General features: G+C 59.5%; 15 protein-coding genes. 9 read left to right on the top strand and 6 right to left on the bottom strand.

Annotated elements, in window-relative coordinates; genetic code table 11:
* Positions 1-3: 3 nt before the first annotated feature.
* The 4 genes from GOB93_RS06285 to GOB93_RS06270 all read right to left on the bottom strand — a co-directional run bounded on the left by GOB93_RS06285 (position 4) and on the right by GOB93_RS06270 (position 4,260).
* Complete coding sequence (locus tag GOB93_RS06285) at positions 4-504, bottom strand: hypothetical protein (protein WP_173582648.1); 501 nt, start codon at positions 502-504, stop codon at positions 4-6.
* Between the two features lie 109 nt (positions 505-613).
* Positions 614-1,468 carry a hypothetical protein gene (locus GOB93_RS06280; RefSeq protein ID WP_173582647.1) on the bottom strand — a complete coding sequence of 285 codons (855 nt, stop codon included), beginning with the start codon at positions 1,466-1,468 and terminating at the stop codon, positions 614-616.
* Positions 1,469-1,986: 518 nt separating this feature from the next.
* A complete protein-coding gene (locus tag GOB93_RS06275; RefSeq protein WP_173582762.1) occupies positions 1,987-3,177 on the bottom strand; it encodes a zinc-dependent alcohol dehydrogenase in 1,191 nt (396 codons plus the stop codon).
* A 612-nt stretch (positions 3,178-3,789) separates the two neighbouring features.
* The gene (locus GOB93_RS06270) at positions 3,790-4,260 is read right to left on the bottom strand and encodes a GatB/YqeY domain-containing protein (RefSeq protein ID WP_173582646.1); all 471 of its coding nucleotides are present in this window, start codon (positions 4,258-4,260) and stop codon (positions 3,790-3,792) included.
* A gap of 150 nt (positions 4,261-4,410) precedes the next feature.
* Between GOB93_RS06270 and carA the strand changes: the two genes are divergently transcribed.
* The 5 genes from carA to GOB93_RS06245 all read left to right on the top strand — a co-directional run bounded on the left by carA (position 4,411) and on the right by GOB93_RS06245 (position 12,186).
* The gene (carA, locus tag GOB93_RS06265; protein WP_173582645.1) at positions 4,411-5,856 is read left to right on the top strand and encodes a glutamine-hydrolyzing carbamoyl-phosphate synthase small subunit; all 1,446 of its coding nucleotides are present in this window, start codon (positions 4,411-4,413) and stop codon (positions 5,854-5,856) included.
* Positions 5,857-5,865: 9 nt separating this feature from the next.
* On the top strand, positions 5,866-7,071 hold the full coding sequence (locus GOB93_RS06260) for an ATP-binding protein (protein ID WP_173582644.1): 1,206 nt from the start codon (positions 5,866-5,868) through the stop codon (positions 7,069-7,071).
* An 8-nt stretch (positions 7,072-7,079) separates the two neighbouring features.
* A complete protein-coding gene (gene carB, locus GOB93_RS06255; RefSeq protein WP_173582643.1) occupies positions 7,080-10,334 on the top strand; it encodes a carbamoyl-phosphate synthase large subunit in 3,255 nt (1,084 codons plus the stop codon).
* A gap of 120 nt (positions 10,335-10,454) precedes the next feature.
* On the top strand, positions 10,455-10,928 hold the full coding sequence (greA, locus tag GOB93_RS06250) for a transcription elongation factor GreA (RefSeq protein ID WP_173582642.1): 474 nt from the start codon (positions 10,455-10,457) through the stop codon (positions 10,926-10,928).
* Between the two features lie 61 nt (positions 10,929-10,989).
* Positions 10,990-12,186, top strand: a complete 1,197-nt coding sequence (locus GOB93_RS06245; RefSeq protein ID WP_173582641.1) for a threonine ammonia-lyase — start codon at positions 10,990-10,992, stop codon at positions 12,184-12,186.
* Here GOB93_RS06245 and GOB93_RS06240 read toward each other — a convergent pair.
* Entirely contained in the window at positions 12,183-12,392 is a 210-nt protein-coding gene (locus tag GOB93_RS06240) for a dodecin (protein ID WP_173582640.1), read from the bottom strand. The two genes, GOB93_RS06245 and GOB93_RS06240, sit on opposite strands and share 4 nt — an antisense overlap.
* A gap of 193 nt (positions 12,393-12,585) precedes the next feature.
* Here GOB93_RS06240 and GOB93_RS06235 point away from each other — a divergent pair, with 193 nt between their 5' ends.
* The 4 genes from GOB93_RS06235 to GOB93_RS06220 all read left to right on the top strand — a co-directional run bounded on the left by GOB93_RS06235 (position 12,586) and on the right by GOB93_RS06220 (position 16,189).
* Positions 12,586-13,020 (top strand): flagellar biosynthesis repressor FlbT, encoded by a 435-nt coding sequence (locus GOB93_RS06235; RefSeq protein ID WP_173582639.1) that lies wholly within the window; start codon positions 12,586-12,588, stop codon positions 13,018-13,020.
* A 71-nt stretch (positions 13,021-13,091) separates the two neighbouring features.
* On the top strand, positions 13,092-14,015 hold the full coding sequence (locus GOB93_RS06230) for a flagellin N-terminal helical domain-containing protein (RefSeq protein WP_173582638.1): 924 nt from the start codon (positions 13,092-13,094) through the stop codon (positions 14,013-14,015).
* A 57-nt stretch (positions 14,016-14,072) separates the two neighbouring features.
* Positions 14,073-15,794, top strand: coding sequence for a tetratricopeptide repeat protein (locus GOB93_RS06225; protein ID WP_173582637.1), 1,722 nt, complete (start codon positions 14,073-14,075; stop codon positions 15,792-15,794).
* Positions 15,791-16,189 (top strand): flagellar biosynthesis regulator FlaF, encoded by a 399-nt coding sequence (locus GOB93_RS06220; protein WP_173582636.1) that lies wholly within the window; start codon positions 15,791-15,793, stop codon positions 16,187-16,189. The genes GOB93_RS06225 and GOB93_RS06220 overlap by 4 nt, the downstream gene beginning before the upstream one ends.
* Before the next feature lie 202 nt (positions 16,190-16,391).
* On the opposite strand, the gene upp is transcribed toward GOB93_RS06220, so the two are convergent.
* A complete protein-coding gene (gene upp, locus GOB93_RS06215) occupies positions 16,392-17,057 on the bottom strand; it encodes a uracil phosphoribosyltransferase (protein WP_173582635.1) in 666 nt (221 codons plus the stop codon).
* Positions 17,058-17,081: the final 24 nt, after the last annotated feature.

The raw sequence follows: 17,081 nt of genomic DNA, 5'->3' as shown, positions 1-17,081 counted from the left end.
CTGTTAATGAAAATAACAGAGATAAAAAGGGAGATACCCGAACAGACACCAGGTGGCGAGGAAGATGCCGGGTGCGCAAAGGGCAAACCGGGCGCCTTCCTGGCCGCGGCGGAGCGTTGCCCGGGCGTCGGGGTCGCTGGACGCCAGAGAGAAGGCCGACAGATGCTGACTTTGGCGGTGGAGTTCAGCTTCCTTTTCTTCCCATTTCCCGATCGCCGCGTAAGCCGCGCGAATTCCAGGCCAGGCGAGGAGTGCAAGGACGAAACCGAGCGCGGAGAGGAGAGGCGGAATGAGGAGGAACAGGGCGTTTCCCCAGCGGGATGCGGAGGTTGTCATTGAGGTTGCGTATGCAATGACGAGAAAGGACTGTGAGTTGACGAGGGCGCTCAGCCGGACGCCCACCATCTCACTTTCGAATCTTATTTCCGAGCGGCAGAAGTGGAGCAGGTCGGTATTCTGATACGGACTCTGTGCGGACATATCGCTGGTGACCGGCCTGTCCACTATGCTCTCCTGCTGGCGAAAGCTCTCTGCATCCGGTCCGGGAGTCTGACCTGGCGGAGCGGATGTTGCCGCTGTCGCCAGGGTTTTCAGAGTCAGGGTTTTTCGGATTTCAGAACTCCGCTTCAGTTCTCTGCAGGGCGTCGCGCTGCCGGCCGCCGATGGCGCCTGCGACACAGGCGATGAACGCGCCGACCAGCATGGAGAAGAAAGTGTAGAAAGCGAGCGACGCGGCTGCTTTCCGTGCGAGCTCGGCGGCGTGTTTCGCTTTACTGATGGCTTCGTTTTCCATTGCGATGGCCCGGTCGACACGTTGTCCGGCATCCTCCGCGGAGGTTCCGGTGCGGGCGGCCACGAGTTTTGTCAGATAGTCGCGGTCCTGAGGGCTGATGCTTCCGGTGGCTGCTGTCGCCAGGATACGCGCGGCTTCCGGGGCCGGGTTTTTGCCTTCTGAGGCATTGCCGGTGACGTTGTCGGGCTGGGCCGGACGGAACAGGGCATCGAGCATATAGCCTGATGGCATATCCGTATTTTTTGAAACGGCAGCCGCAGCGATATGTCCTGAGGCTTTGCCGGCGCTTCCCGCGAGGGAAAAAGCGCCGGAGCCGATGATGGCAGCCGTAAAGACGACGGCGACGGCCCATGCGACGAAGCCGCCGGCGGTGTCGCGGAACATGACTTCGCGCGAATGGGCTGAGAGGAGTGGTGCGCGGAGCCGTCCGGCGAGATAGCCGCCGAAAAACGATGAGATCCACTGGACGACGATCAGCCAGATTGCCGCCCACACGGTGAATGTGAATGCTGACGGATTATTCCCTGCTTCCGGGGAGACAGCGGAGAAGCCGAAGCCGGCTCCGAGGCTGATCAGCATAATGGATACGGCCGCCGCGACGAAGGCGCCTCCTGAAACAGCGGGCCAGGATATGCCGGCGCGCAAAAGCGCCGGTGTCTCAATATCTTTTGTCATAGCGGGTCCGATCATCGGAAAAAGAGGAAGATGATGAGGATCAGGGGGAGTGGCACCCCGAGAAGCCAGAGCAGAATTGGCATGATATATTTTTCCTTTGCTTATTCGATGCTGTCCCAACGCCGCACCGTGTTCGGAAGTTTTGAAAAAGGTTTTGTTTTTTCAGGGTGATGTGACGGGACGACCTGTGTGAGGGATTTCTTCGGTGGCCCGGACGGGAGAAGATGGAGCCTGAAGGCGTCTTCCCGTCAGGCAGGTAATTCGCTGATCGGTTTTCCACCGGAAATTTCATGGCGGGTTTCAGATCATGCTGATAAGAAAAAGCCGGATAGGAAATGATGAGGCTTATTCCGGCGCGGGCTGACTGATTGTCTGACCCGCAACCGGTCCGGGCGAGCCGGATTGTTTATTTCAGGAAAGTGGACAGGTTTTTCTTCTGAGAACAGAATATTTCTGAATTCTTTTATTTCCGGACGGAACGTGGTCGCTGCATTTTGCCGGGTACGGGGACGATTATCTTATGCTGCGACACCATGGGGTCTGAAGACGACTTTTGTGCAGTAATCGGTTTTGTCGCGGAATTTTTTGTAAAGTTCAGGACCGTCTTCGAGACTGGCGGAACGGTGGCTGATGACAAAGGAAGGATCGATTTCGCCTTTCCGGATACGTTCGAGCAGAGGCGCGAGATATTTCTGGACGCGCGTCTGTCCTGTGCGCAGGGTCAGGCCCTTGTTCATGAGAGCGCCGATCATCACCGGTCCCAGGGCGCCGGCGTAAACGCCTGGCATTGAGACAATTCCGCCGGGACGGCATCCGAGAATGGCCTGGTTGAGGGCGAACGGGCGTTCGAGCGTTGCCGCCGACATCACAGCCGAGCCGATTTTCTGTGCTGTGGTGTCCGCGCCGTGGGCTTCCATGCCGACGGCCTCGATGACGGCGTCCGGTCCCTGCCCGTCCGTCATTTCGATGAGGGTTTCCTGAATATTATGGGTGCGGAAGTCGATGGTTTCCGCGCCGCCTTCGCGGGCCATGGCCAGGCGTTCGGGGACTTCATCGATGGCGATGACGCGTCGGGCGCCGAGGAGGAAGCAGGAGCGGATGGCCATCTGACCGACCGGGCCGCAGCCCCAGATGGCGATGGTCTTTTCGGCTTCCGGCGTGATTTCGCAGTATTCGGCGGCCTGATAGCCGGTTGGGAAGATGTCTGACAGGAAAAGGACCTGTTCGTCGCTGAGGTCTTCAGGAACCACGATCGGGCCGACATCGGCATAGGGGACACGCAGATATTCCGCCTGTCCGCCGGCGAAGCCGCCGGTGATGTGAGAGTAACCGAAAAGGCCGGCGAGCGGGTAGCCGAAGGTTTCGGCCTGCTGTTTCCCGTTCGGGTTTGTCCGTTCGCAGCAGCTCCAGTTTTCCCATCTGCACTGACGGCATTCGCCGCAGGAGATGGTGAACGGGACGACGACACGGTCGCCGACGGAAAGACGTTTGTTGTCGCGGCCGACTTCGACGACTTCACCCATGGTTTCATGGCCGAGAATGTCACCGCACTGCATGGTGGGCATCAGCCCGTCCATGAGATGGAGGTCGGAGCCGCAGATGGCGCAGGCCGTCACTTTGATGATGGCGTCGCGTCCGTCGAGGATGATCGGGTCAGGCACGCTTTCGCATGTGATCTTACCCTTTTTCTGCCAGGTCAGTGCTTTCATGGGGAAGCGTCCTGTTTCTGTCGTGACAGTGAACAGGACGCGTGCAGCGGTCATGAGTTGCCTGTCTGTTTTTGTGTGTGAGGCGTTCCGTTTGCGGTTGTGAGCGGGGATGGCGGCTTTGATGACCGGTAAAGTTTGCGGAAGGCCTGGTTGCCGGTGGTTGCTTCCGGGGGGGGCGGTCATGGAGCCTGAAAACATCTGGAATCTGTTTCAGGATCCTGCTTTTGAACTCTTCTTTGAATTATCGAGAGGTTTCTGGAGAAGCTTCAGAAGACGCCGCCTTTTTGAAAAAAGGCGGCACCCAAAAACTTTTATTTTTTTATCAAAGGTTTGTTGTGAGATTCTTTTGAAGGCTGGCTGAGGCGAACAGACGAGCGGGACATAGAAAACGTAATATTATCCGTTTGTTTTGAAAGGTTTTTGTCCCTTTGAGGCTTTTGAAACAGTCTCCTGGTTTTCCGGCAGTATAATTGATTTTTACCGGTGACCTGAGGCGTCATGAATCCGGCTGGGCGGCTGATGTAATTCTGAGCCGGCGGGATCAGGGGGGTGCGTTCTGTACAGGGGTCCGGGGCCAGGCCCCGGAAAAATAGTATGGCTGAGCGAGAGATTTCAGCCTGCGTTCAGGGTAGTTTTGACCAGACCATTGGCGCGTCCGAGGTCGAGTGAGGCGCCGAATTTTGCTTTCAGGGCGCCCATGACTTTGCCCATGTCTTTCATGGTGGCGGCGCCGGTCTCGGTGATGGCGGCCTTGACGGCGGCTTCGAGGGCGGCGTCATCCATTTCGGCAGGCAGGTATTCCTGGATCAGGGTAATTTCGGCCTGCTCTTTTTCGGCGAGGTCCTCGCGGCCGCCTTCGAGATACATTTTCAGGGAGTCGGTGCGGGATTTGACCATGCTGCGGAGCGTGCCGATCAGGTCGTCCTCGCTGAGTTCCTTGCCGGTGGTGCGGGCGGCGATGTCGGCGTCCTTGATTTTCGCGCCGATCATGCGGAGTGCGCTGACGCGGTCTTTCTGTCCGGCTTTCATGGCGGTTTTCGTATCGTCGGCGATACGGGCGCGGAGGGAGGTGGGCTCGGTCATGATGGTCTCCGGTCGGTAACAGAGTGACGGGTGACGCGGGATGGCGGGAGAAAGTTTTTCCCACTTCCCTCACCTGTCACATGGTGGGAATTTTCTTCCCACGGACGATTGGGACTGATATGGAGGTCAGCAATCAGGGGGATATTCGGAATGTCTCTGTCAGTCGATAGTATCATTGAGCGCATCGGCGGTGCGGAAAAAATCGCGTCGCTGACGGGCGTGGGCACCGAGGCGGTTCGCAAGTGGCGGCAGGCGCGGGCGATTCCGCCGAAGCACTGGCCGGTTGTGGCGAAAGCGGCGGGTGTTCCGATCGAGGCGTTGCAGCCGGGGGCGTCCGGCGCGGAGACCTCTTCCTCTGAATTTTCATCACATGACCAGAAGCGGGATTCCATCATGTCCGAGCAGAGCGGCGCAGTGTCCGGCGCAATCCCTGATGGCGCCACGGCGGCGCTTGTTCTGGCGGACGGCACGGTGTTCCGGGGCATGGGTTTTGGCGCGCCGGCGACCGGCGAGGCGATCGGGGAGATCTGCTTCTCGACGGGGATGACGGGATATCAGGAGACGCTGACGGACCCGTCTTTTGCCGGGCAGATTATCACCTTCACCTTTCCGCATATCGGGAATGTGGGGACGAACGCGGAAGACGACGAAGCGGCGCGCGTTTCGGCGCGGGGGCTGGTGGTGAAGCAGGATCTGACGGAGCCTGCGAACTGGCGGTCGGCGGAGAGTCTGGATGCCTGGCTGAAAGAGCGCGGGGTTCCGGGGATCTGCGGTGTGGACACGCGGGCGCTGACGCTTCGTATCCGTGACAAAGGGCCGCAGACGGCGGTTCTGGCGCATGTCGTGGACGGGAAGCTGGATATTGAGGCGCTGAAGAAGGCGGCGGTGGCCTGGCCGGGGCTGGAGGGCATGGATCTGGCGAAGGTCGTGACCTGTGAGAAGCCCTATGGCTGGTCGCAGGGTGTGTGGGAGTGGCCTTCGGCGACGAAGCCGCTGCCGGCGAAGCTGCGAAAGGTTGTGGCGGTCGATTATGGCGCGAAGCGGAACATTCTGCGCTGTCTGGCCACGGCGGGCTGCGATGTGACGGTGGTTCCGGCGACGACCACGGCGGAGGAAATTCTGGCGCTGAAGCCTGAGGGAGTTTTCCTCTCCAACGGGCCGGGCGATCCGGCGGCGACGGCGGCTTATGCGGTGCCGGCGATCCGGGGTGTGCTGGATGCGGGTGTGCCGGTGTTCGGGATCTGTCTCGGGCATCAGTTGCTGGCTCTGGCGCTGGGCGGCAAGACCTACAAACTGGAGCGCGGGCATCGGGGGGCGAACCAGCCGGTGAAGGATCTGGCGACGGGGCGTGTGGAGATTACCAGTCAGAATCACGGGTTCGCGGTAGATGAACGGTCACTGCCGAATGAGGTTCGGGTGACGCATGTGAGCCTGTTCGACAGGTCCAACGAGGGGATTGCGTCGAACACGCTGCCGGCTTTTTCGGTGCAGTATCACCCTGAGGCGAGCCCGGGTCCTTCGGACAGTTTCTATCTGTTCGAGCGGTTCGTGGCGATGATCGACGCGCGGCAGGCTTCGGGCGTGAAGGCGGGCTGATCTCGGTTCATGGACCCTATTCGCAATCCTTATGTGCCGGGGGCCGGGGCGTCCCCGCCTGAGCTGGCGGGGCGGCAGGAGCTGTTCACCCAGGCGGGGGTCGTGCTGCAGCGGGCGCTGATCGGGAAGAGCGCGCGCAGTTTTATTGCGACCGGGCTTCGCGGGGTGGGCAAAACGGTTGTTCTGGGGCGGGTTCAGCAGCTTGCGGAAAGCGCGGGTTATCTGACGTGCTTTGTCGAGGCGCATGAGGATAAGTCGCTGGGGCAGCTTCTGGCGCCGCCGTTCCGGAAGATGATGCTGGAGCTGGACCGGCTCGGGGCGGTGACGGCGCAGGTGAAGCGCGGGTTGCGGGTTCTGAAAAGTTTTGCCGGGGGACTGCGGATTCATCACCCGCTGGGGCTGATGATCGAGCTGGACGTCGATCCCGAGAGGGGTACGGCGGATAGCGGCGATCTGGAAAGCGATCTTCCGGACATGGTGTCGGCGCTGGGTCATGCGGCGCAGTCCCGTAAGACGGGTGTGGCGATCTTTATTGATGAGATCCAGTATCTTTCCGAGAAGGATATGGGCGCGCTGATCATGGCGATGCATCGCGTGATGCGCGAAGGATTGCCGGTGGTGCTGGCGGGCGCGGGGCTGCCGCATGTGGTGGCGCTGACGGGGCAGTCGCGGTCTTATTCCGAGCGGCTCTTTTCTTTTCCGGAACTGGGGCCGCTTTCGGAGGAGGAGTCCGCTGACGCGTTGCGGACGCCGGCGGAGCGTGAGGGGGTGAATTTCACGCCTGAAGCGGTGGCCGAGGTTCTGCGGATCACGCAGGGCTATCCGTATTTTCTGCAGGAATGGGCTTATCATGCGTGGAATGTGGCGCATGGGGAGACCATTCTGGCGGGGGACATTCAGGTGGCGACAGAGGTGTCTCTGACGTCGCTGGATGCCGGATTTTTCCGTATGCGTTATGAGCGGCTGACGCCGCGTGAGCGTCTGTACTGTCAGGCGATGTCCGAGCTTGGGCCGGGGGCGCATCGTTCGGGGGCGATTGCCGCGCAGATGGGCTCGCGGACGCAGGCGGTGGCGCCGCTTCGCAATGCGCTGATCCGCAAGGGCATGATCTACAGCCCGGCGCATGGTGACATTGCTTTTACCGTCCCGCTTTTTGAGAACTACCTTCATCGCATCAAAGCCATGGGTTCCGACCCGGCCGACGCAGAGGACTGAGACGATCCATGCCTAAACGGACTGACATTCGCTCCATTCTGATTATTGGCGCCGGCCCGATCGTGATCGGCCAGGCCTGCGAGTTTGACTATTCGGGGGCTCAGGCGTGCAAGGCGCTGAAGGAGGAGGGCTACCGGGTTATTCTGCTGAACTCCAATCCGGCGACGATCATGACCGATCCGGGGCTGGCGGATGCGACCTATGTCGAGCCGATCACGCCGGAGTTTGTCGAGCGGATCATTCTGAAGGAGAAGCCGGATGCGGTGCTGCCGACGATGGGCGGGCAGACGGCGCTGAATGCGGCGATGGCGCTGGATGCGTCGGGGTTTTTGCAGAAGCACGGCGTTGAGCTGATCGGTGCGAAGGCGGATGTGATCGACCGGGCTGAGGACCGGCAGAAATTCCGTGAGGCGATGGATGCGATCGGGATCGAAAGTCCGAAAAGTCTGATCGCGCATACGCTGGAAGAGGCGCGGACGGCGCTGAAGGAGATCGGGCTGCCGACGGTGATCCGGCCGTCCTTCACGATGGGCGGGTCCGGGGGCGGGATTGCCTATAATAAGGAAGAGTTCGATCAGATCGTCATGTCCGGTCTGGATGCGTCGCCGACGACGGAGGTTCTGATCGAGGAATCCGTTCTCGGGTGGAAAGAGTTTGAGATGGAGGTTGTCCGCGACAGGGCGGATAACTGCATCATTGTCTGTTCGATTGAGAACATCGATCCGATGGGGGTGCATACGGGGGATTCCATTACCGTGGCCCCTGCCCTCACCCTGACGGACAAGGAGTATCAGCGGATGCGCGATGCTTCGATCGCATGTCTGCGGGCGATCGGGGTTGAGACGGGCGGATCGAACGTGCAGTTCGGCGTGAATCCGAAGGACGGGCGCATGGTGGTGATCGAGATGAATCCGCGAGTGTCGCGGTCGTCGGCGCTGGCGTCAAAGGCGACGGGGTTTCCGATTGCGAAGATCGCGGCGAAGCTGGCGGTGGGGTACACGCTGGACGAACTGGCGAACGACATTACCGGCTCGACGCCGGCTTCGTTCGAGCCGACGATCGATTATGTGGTCGTGAAGATTCCGCGTTTCACGTTCGAGAAGTTTCCTGGAACCCCTGCCCTGCTTTCGACCTCGATGAAGTCGGTTGGCGAGGCGATGGCGATCGGGCGGTCTTTTCCGGAGGCGCTGCAGAAGGGGCTGCGGTCGATGGAGACCGGGCTGGCGGGGCTCGATCCGGTTGAGGCACCGGGCGATGGCGGGCCGGATGCGTATCGGGCGGCGCTGTCGCAGCCGCGTCCGGAGCGGATTCTGATGGCGGCGCAGGCATTGCGGGCGGGGCTTTCGGTTGAGGAGATTGCCGGGGCGTGCCGGTTCGAGCCGTGGTTCCTGCGGGAGCTGGAGAAGATTGTTCAGGCGGAGAAGCATCTGCTGGATCACGGACTGCCGGAGGACGCGCGGGAGCTGCGTCGTCTGAAGGCGATGGGGTTCTCCGATGTGCAGCTGGCGCGGCTTTCGGGGACGCAGGCGTCCGAGGTGCGGGCGCTGCGCGAGGCGGCGGGGGTGTTGCCGGTTTACAAGCGGATCGACACCTGTGCGGGCGAGTTCGCTTCGGCGACGCCGTATATGTATTCGACCTATGAGGGCGGGTTCGGGGCGCCGGTGTGTGAGTCCGGTCCGACGGGAGCGAAGAAAGTCGTCATTCTGGGGGGCGGGCCGAACCGGATCGGCCAGGGGATCGAGTTCGATTACTGCTGTGTTCATGCGGCCTATGCGCTGCGTGAGGCCGGGATCGAGACGATCATGGTCAACTGCAATCCGGAGACGGTTTCCACGGATTATGACACGTCGGACCGGCTGTATTTCGAGCCGCTGACGGCGGAGGATGTGGGAGCGCTGATCCGGCTGGAGCAGTCGCGGGGCGAGATTCTGGGCTGCATCGTTCAGTATGGCGGCCAGACGCCGCTGAAGCTGTCGCGGGCGCTGGAGGAAGCGGGGATTCCGCTGCTGGGCACGCCGGCGGATGCGATTGACCGGGCGGAGGATCGCGAGCGGTTTCAGGCGCTGCTGCACAAGCTGGGGCTGCGGCAGCCGAGGAACGGGATTGCGCGGTCGGCGGCTGAGGCCGAGGACGTGGCGGAGCAGGTCGGGTATCCGGTGGTGGTGCGTCCGTCCTACGTGCTGGGCGGCCGGGCGATGGAGATCGTTTATGACCGGGCCAGTCTGCAGCGTTATCTGAAGGTGGTTCTGGCTGCGGCGGGGCCGGAAGTGTCGTCCGGGCCGGTGCTGATCGATCATTATCTGAACGATGCGATCGAGGCGGATGTGGACTGCATCGCGGACGGTGAGTCCGTGTATGTGGCGGGGGTGCTGGAGCATATTGAGGAGGCCGGTATTCATTCCGGTGACTCCGCCTGTGCGCTGCCGCCTTACACGCTGTCTCCGGCGATTGTGGCGGAGCTGAAGGCGCAGACGGAGGCGATGGCGCTGGAGCTGGGCATCGTCGGGCTGATGAATGTTCAGTATGCGATGAAGGGCGACGATATTTACGTTCTGGAGGTCAATCCGCGGGCGTCGCGCACGGTGCCGTTTGTCGCCAAGGCGACGGGGGTCCCGGTGGCGAAGATCGGGGCGCGGGTGATGGCCGGGGCGAAGCTGGGCGAATTCACGCTGGATGACCGGGCTGTTGTGCCGCATGTGGCGGTGAAGGAGGCGGTGTTCCCGTTCAATCGTTTCCAGGATGTGGATGTCATCCTTGGGCCGGAGATGCGTTCGACGGGCGAGGTGATGGGACTGGACACGTCATTCGAGCGGGCGTTTGCGAAATCTCAGCTGGCGGCGGGTGTGAAGCTGCCGCTTTCGGGGACGGTGTTTCTGTCGGTGCGCGACGGGGACAAGGCGCAGCTGCCGCGGATCGGGCGTCAGCTGGCGGAGATGGGCTTTACCATCATGGCGACGCGGGGCACGGCGGAGCGGCTGCGTGAGGCCGGGGTTAAGGTGCAGGTCGTGAACAAGGTGCTGGAGGGTCGTCCGCATTGTGTGGATGCGATCCGGTCCGGCGAGGTTCAGATGGTGATCAATACGGCGCAGGGGGCTCAGGCTGTTCAGGACAGCTATGACATCCGGCGTTCGGCGCTGACGATGGGCATTCCGCACTACACGACGATGGCGGGAGCGCGGGCGGCGACGCATGCGATCAGCGCCATGCGTGAAGGACCGCTTGAAGTTGCGCCGCTTCAGTCCTATTTTCACGGATCGTACTGAGCGCAAAGAGCCTTTCGGCGGGGCTTAATCCCGCCGCGGGGCCTGTCTGCGTGTTTCATTATCCGGGCTGGCGGTTCCGCTTCCCGGTCAATTCTTTATGACTTCCCGAGGATAAGCACCTTGCAGAAAACTCCGATGACGGCATCCGGCCTGCAGCGACTTGAGGAAGAGTTGCGCAGACTCAAAAGCGAGGAGCGCCCGGCGATTATCCGGGCCATTGCCGAGGCGCGCGAGCACGGCGATCTGTCGGAGAACGCGGAGTATCATGCCGCGCGCGAGCGTCAGTCCTTTGTGGAGGGGCGTGTGATGGAGCTGGAGGAGATTGTTTCCACGGCGGAAGTGATCGATCCTTCGAAGCTGTCGGGCGACCAGGTGAAGTTCGGTGCGCGGGTTCAGCTGATCGATGAGGAGACCGAAAAGGAGGCCTCCTATCAGATCGTTGGTGTGCATGAGGCGGACATCAAGGCGGGTCTGCTGTCGATTTCCTCACCGCTGGCGAAGTCTCTGATTGGTAAGTCGGTTGGCGATACCGTGTCGGTTCCGGCGCCGGGCGGTGACCGGACGTATGAGATCGTCTCCGTCATCTATGCCTGATTTCTGTTTATGCCGGACTTTAGTTTGTGCCTGACTTTCCGGGCCTGAGGACACTGCGCGCGTGATTACTTTCGACGATGTCAGGGCTGCGGCGCAGCGGATCGAAGGGCGGGTTCTGCGGACGCCCACCCTGCCCTCCCAGAGTTTGTCGAAAGCGACGGGCGCGGAGATTACGCTCAAGCTTGAGAATCTTCAGGCGGTGGGCTCGTTCAAGGAGCGCGGGGCGGCGAACAAGCTGTCGCTGCTGACGCCTGAGGAGCGGGCGCGCGGGGTGATTACGGTTTCGGCCGGAAATCATGCGCAGGGTGTGGCGCGTCATGCCAGTCTGCTGGGGATTGACGCGGTGATTGTGATGCCGCGTTTCACGCCTTCGGCGAAGGTGACGCGGACGGCGGCCTGGGGCGCGCGGGTGGTGCTTGAGGGCAACAATTTTGCCGAGGCGTCGCTGTTTGCACGGGATCTGCAGCAGCGCGAGGGCCGGGTGTTCGTGCATCCGTATGATGATGACGCGGTGATGGCCGGTCAGGGCACCTGTGCGCTGGAAATGCTGGAGGATGCGGGGCCGCTGGATGCGCTGGTGGTGCCGATTGGCGGTGGCGGGCTGCTGGCGGGCTGTGCGGTGGCGGCGCGGGCATTGCGGCCGGATATCGAGCTGATTGGTGTGCAGGTGGAGAGTTTTTCTTCGCTGTCGGCGTTTCCGGGCGAGGAGATCATGCCTCCCGGTGGTTCGACGATCGCGGAAGGGATTGCCGTGATGCAGATCGGGCGGCGGCCGTATGAGGTGATCCGGGAGCTGGCGTCGAAGGTTCTGGTGGTTTCGGAAGCGGCGGTCGAGAACGCGATTACGGTGATGTCCGAGGGGGCCAAGCAGGTTGTCGAGGGCGCGGGTGCGGCCGGTCTGGCGGCTGTGATGGCGAATCCGAAGCTGTTTGCCGGGAAGCGTGTGGGGCTGCCGGTGACGGGCGGGAATATCGACACGCGGATTCTGGCGAATACGCTGCTGCGGGCGATGCTGCGGGACGGGCGGCTGCTGCGGCTGTGTATGGAGATTCCGGACCGGCCAGGGGTGCTGGCGGATATTTCCGGGATTATCGGTGAGGCTGGCGGCAACATTCTTGAGGTGTCGCATCAGCGGCTGTTCGCGGCGCCATCGGTGCAGGCGGCGGAGCTTGAGGTGATGATCGAGGCGCGTGATCCGCTCCATGCGGAGCAGATCACTGAGGCGCTCCGGGCGCGCTATGTGGTGCGGCGGGTTTAGTCTTCCAGGGTCAGGCCGATTTTGAGCGTGACCTGGTAGTGGCTGATTTTGCCGTGCTCGACATGGCCGCGCGTGCTGATGACTTCGAACCAGCGGACGTGTTTTTCGTCTTTTCCCACGCGGGTGATGGCGTTGGCGATGGCTTTCTCGACGCTTTCGGGGGATGAGCCGACGATTTCGATAAGTTTGTAGACGTGATCGGACATTATGGACCTCCTGGATTCCGGGTTCTGTGACGTCTTCCGATGCTGTGTCTGACGTCTGAGGAGAAGAGTGGTTTCAGACTCTCCTGATGAAGAACCGGTTTCGTTCTGTATTTCGGGCATCGTCAGTAACCATTTGTCAATCTCCGGAGCGGATAAGGTCTCCATTGCGAAACACGCATGGAGGAGACGCAAAATGGCGGGGCTTGGTATCCGGCTCGACGCCGGCGACAGGATGATTCTGAACGGCGCCGGGGTGCATTTTCTGACATCGGCGCAGATTCGTCTGACGAACCGGGCGGATTTTCTTTTCGGGCGGCAGATCATGCGGCCTGAGGAAGCGGATACGCCGGCGCGGCGGATCTATTATGCGCTGCAGACGGCTTATGTCGGGACGCCGGAGGAAAGGGCGGCGGCTCTAGCGGAGGCGGCTTATTATATCACGACTTTTATGCAGGAAACGACGTCTGATTCGGCGCGGACTTTGCTGTCCGATGCGCTGCAGGTCGCGACCGAAGGGAATTTTTATCGGGCGCTGAAAATGGCGCGCCGGATCATCCGGCATGAGGATGCGGTTTTGCAGGGTATCGCGCCATCGTCGGAATTACCGGAAGAGGTTCGGGGATCTTAACTCAATATTAGTGCCTGTGGCGCTTTATGAGATCACTGCGAAAAATGCAGTGAACGCATGGAGAAAATCTGATGTCACTTTCGATTAACACGAACAATTCGGCCATGGTTGCGCTCGAGAGCCTGAACGCAACGACGAACGAACTGGACTCGACAGAAAACACCGTTTCGACCGGTCAGAAAGTTTCTACTGCTGCTGACAACCCCGCTTCTTATGCCATCGCACAGTCGATGAACGGTAATATTTCCGGTCTTTCCGCTGTTTCTGATGGTCTGTCTTTCGCTGCTCAGGTGGTCAGCACGACGACTTCGGCAACATCCAGCATCATCAGCACATTGCAGCTGATTCAGGCGGCTGTTACTTCCGTGGGTCAGACGGGTATCGATACCGCTACGGTCGGACAGGAAGTCGAAGGTTATCTCGATCAGATCAACACATTTGCGCGCAACGCGACAATGAATGGTGTTAATCTTCTTGACGGCAGCGGCGATGTTTCGACTGCCACAGGCAAGAGCGTCACCAACACCCTTCAGTACGTCACGGGACTTCAGGGTTCAACCCAGACGGTATCTTCCGTTACGACTACGGGCGCCATTACGGACGCGCTGAATCTGACCAGCGGCCTGACATCCGGTGGCAGCGTCACGGCGGCAACGTCGATGTATTCGTCACTGAGCACTGTTTTCAAAACTGGAGCAACAACGCCTTCCTCGTCGGATCTGCAGGCGATGATTCAGACGGTGCAGAGCGCCATCACCACAATGACGAACTATGCGTCCAAGTTTGGTGCGGCGACCAATACCATCTCCGGCATGTCGACCTACTCGGCTAATCTGTCGGATTCTCTTACATCGGGCGTCGGTGCTCTGACGGACGCGGACATGGCGGCAGAAAGCGCGAAGCTGACATCGCTTCAGACAAAGCAGTCTCTCGCGATTTCTTCTCTCTCCGTTGCCAAATCGTCTTCGCAGAACATCCTCACGCTGTTCCGCTAATACGAAACCTGAGGGGGGCTTTGCTCCCCTCAGGACTTTTACGGAATTTATTTAGATATGAATGCATTTCTGTCGCAGACTACTGAACAAAAATATATAAACGATCTTACATCTCTTCTTGAAAAGAATGATTATTTAAGCGCGATTCCGCAAGTTCGCTCGGGCATCCGGAGCAAGCCTTCGTGGGTTGAAGGATATGCGTTATTAGGCAGGCTTCTTTGGCAGACAGGGCAGCATAATGAAGCTGCCGATGCTTTTCAGGATGCTATACGATTGCAGCCTGATAACCCCGAGTGGCAGATTCAGTTTCTGCGCTGCAAAATGAAACTCGGAGAGTTTGAGCAGACCGTTCCTAAAATTCTGAACTTTGTTGCAAATCATACTGATAACAGTTCTCTTATCATTGAAGGCGTATCGCTGCTTTCTGAGGTGTCGCAACACGATGTCGCAGTGGCGTGTCTGACCTGGTGTCTGAAAAAACGACCGGATGACAGTGTCCTGTGTTCCACGCTGGCTGCGGAACTGATCAGTTCCGGGCGTGCGTCCGAAGGGAGCGCCCTTTTCATTGATCTCATGACCCGCCATCCGGATACGATTGGTTATACGCCTATTATTGTTGCAGCGCTTGGTAACATCGGTGAGTTTGATTTTGCGCTCAGAATTTCTGAAGCTTACCAGGAATCCGACCTGCCGAAATCATCAGCTTTTCTCAACAATATTGCCTGTGCGCTGGTGGCTCTGAACCGTTCGGAGGAGGCTATCCCCTATTGTGAGGCCGGGCTCGCCATTGAACCGGAGAATGAAGATCTCCGTTTTGGTCTGGCAGCTGCTCTGCTGAAAAGTGGCGCATTTGAAAAAGGTTGGCGTCAGCACGAGTTGCGTCCGGCATTGCTGCGGCGTCGGGAGAGTCGTCCCTGGCGTGGAGAAGAGGATGTGCACGGGAAAACCCTTCTTCTGATTGGCGATCAGGGGCTTGGCGATTGCATACAGTTCATTCGCTATATCCGGTTTTTCAAAGACACCGGCACGCGTCTTATTGTTGCGGTTGAAGCGCCATTGCAACGGCTGTTCGCCAATATGGCTGTCTGGGTTGAAGTATGCGATATCGACGAGCGACCGGAGCATGATCTGAGTTGTCCGCTGCTAAGTCTGCCGTTTGCTCTGATGCGCTTTATCGGCACGACCATTCCCGCTGAGGTTCCCTACCTTCATCCGTATCCGGAAGATTTGACTCGTTTTTCCTCGTTGCCTGATCCGGGCAACAAAAAAAGGATCGGTGTTGTCTGGAGTGGCGCCAAACGTGCTCAGTATGGTCTTTTTTATCGCGCGCGGTCATCCAGTCTGAAGGATTTTCTCCCGATCCTTGAGCAAAAGGAGGCGGAGTTTGTAAATCTGCAGCTCGGAGAGCCGCGCGACGAAATCCGGGAAGCAGGCCTGGCGACACTTATCGATCCTATGGATGATGTTCGCGATATGGCGGACACTGCGGCGATCATTCAGTCGCTCGATCTGATTATTTCCGTTGATACGTCCGTAGCGCATCTGGCTGGCGCTTTGGGAAAGCCGGTGTGGATGCTGACACGGAGCGACTGCTGCTGGCGGTGGCTGGAAGATCGCGACGACACACCCTGGTATCCGACGATGCGGATTTTTCGTTCGGAGCCGGGGAGTCTGCAACACGCGATTTCTCTGGCCGCTCGCGAACTGCCGCATTTTCTGGGGACTGCGCGTTTGCAACCATCAGATCACACATATAGCAAAGATGAGGTGCTTGTATGAATTATGGTCTTCAGCGCTACAACAGGAGCCTGGTCACCAGCATGACGCCACGTCAGGTTGAGGCTATGGCGTTCAGTCAGTCCATTACAATGCTGGAATCCGCTAAAACACAGAATGAAAGGCTGCATGCTCTTTCGATGAATCAGAAGCTATGGTCGGCGGTTCTGCGGGAAGTCGGAGTTGAGAATAACGGCATGCCGGAAATTCTGCGTGGTGACCTTTTCAAATTGTCTATGTGGGCAACGCGTTACTGTGTCCGTGCAATGCTGCACAATATCAGCCTGAAGCCACTGATCGATATTAACCGTGATATGCTTGAAGGACTTCGTGAGAGGGCTGTGGAGAGTTCATCGTCCGAAAATCCTGCTCAGGCATTCAGGCTTGCAACAGCCTAAGGACACTGTGGCCAGTATTCGTTTGTTGTTTACGTAACAGAAGAGCCGCTGGCTGCCTGTTCTTAATGTTCCGGTGCTGTATTGTTGTTACTGCTCGGTTCAGGCCGGAAATTCAGATGCCGGAGCGGAGTGGAACTATCAAGAATAGTGTCTTTCCCCTGTCCTGCTCTGTATTTTCCTGAATCGTTCGCTGAATTGGGTTTTATTTTGTTCCGAACAGACGGTCACCGGCATCACCCAGGCCGGGGCGGATGTAGCCGTGGTCGTCGAGTTCGCGATCGACGGCGCAGGTGATGATTTTTACGTCCGGGTGGGCTTTTGTCAGGCTGGCGATACCTTCCGGGGCGGCGAGGAGACAGACGAAGATGATGTTTCCGGCGCCGGCGTTTTTCAGTCTGTCGATGGCGGCGGAGGCGCTGTAGCCTGTTGCGAGCATCGGATCGACGACGATGCAGTCGCGGTTTCCGATATCGTCGGGCAGTTTCATGTAATATTCGACGGGGCGCAGGGTTTCCGGGTCGCGGAAGAGGCCGATATGGCCGACGCGGGCGGAGGGCACGAGATCGAGCATGCCGTCCAGGATGCCGTTACCGGCGCGGAGGATTGAGACGAAACAGAGTTTTTTGCCTGAGAGTGTCTCGCCGGTCATCGGCTCGATGGGGGTGTTGATCTCGATGGGTTCGAGCTTCAGGTCTCGTGTGGCTTCGTAGCACAGAAGCAGGCTCAGTTCCCGTGCCAGACGGCGGAAGCCGGCGGTGGAGGTGCTGGCGTCACGCAGTCTCGTCAGTTTGTGGCGGACGAGTGGATGGGTGACGACGACGACGTTGCCGGAGGACGCTGCTTTTTCGGATACTGCTGTTTCGGTCATAGAAGCCTTTGCCTGTGTAAAATG

Origin of the sequence: Acetobacter musti (assembly GCF_011516835.1) — a bacterium.
GTDB lineage: Bacteria > Pseudomonadota > Alphaproteobacteria > Acetobacterales > Acetobacteraceae > Acetobacter > Acetobacter musti.
This window is presented reverse-complemented; position numbering and strand designations above follow the sequence as displayed.

Excerpts from the sequence above, each read along its gene's own strand:
- GOB93_RS06280 (WP_173582647.1), bottom strand. The coding sequence starts at position 1,468 with ATGACAAAAGATATTGAGACACCGGCGCTTTTGCGCGCCGGCATATCC.
- GOB93_RS06275 (WP_173582762.1), bottom strand. The coding sequence starts at position 3,177 with ATGAAAGCACTGACCTGGCAGAAAAAGGGTAAGATCACATGCGAAAGC.
- GOB93_RS06270 (WP_173582646.1), bottom strand. The coding sequence starts at position 4,260 with ATGACCGAGCCCACCTCCCTCCGCGCCCGTATCGCCGACGATACGAAA.
- carA (WP_173582645.1), top strand. The coding sequence starts at position 4,411 with ATGTCTCTGTCAGTCGATAGTATCATTGAGCGCATCGGCGGTGCGGAA.
- GOB93_RS06260 (WP_173582644.1), top strand. The coding sequence starts at position 5,866 with ATGGACCCTATTCGCAATCCTTATGTGCCGGGGGCCGGGGCGTCCCCG.
- carB (WP_173582643.1), top strand. The coding sequence starts at position 7,080 with ATGCCTAAACGGACTGACATTCGCTCCATTCTGATTATTGGCGCCGGC.
- GOB93_RS06240 (WP_173582640.1), bottom strand. The coding sequence starts at position 12,392 with ATGTCCGATCACGTCTACAAACTTATCGAAATCGTCGGCTCATCCCCC.
- GOB93_RS06235 (WP_173582639.1), top strand. The coding sequence starts at position 12,586 with ATGGCGGGGCTTGGTATCCGGCTCGACGCCGGCGACAGGATGATTCTG.
- GOB93_RS06230 (WP_173582638.1), top strand. The coding sequence starts at position 13,092 with ATGTCACTTTCGATTAACACGAACAATTCGGCCATGGTTGCGCTCGAG.
- GOB93_RS06225 (WP_173582637.1), top strand. The coding sequence starts at position 14,073 with ATGAATGCATTTCTGTCGCAGACTACTGAACAAAAATATATAAACGAT.
- GOB93_RS06220 (WP_173582636.1), top strand. The coding sequence starts at position 15,791 with ATGAATTATGGTCTTCAGCGCTACAACAGGAGCCTGGTCACCAGCATG.
- upp (WP_173582635.1), bottom strand. The coding sequence starts at position 17,057 with ATGACCGAAACAGCAGTATCCGAAAAAGCAGCGTCCTCCGGCAACGTC.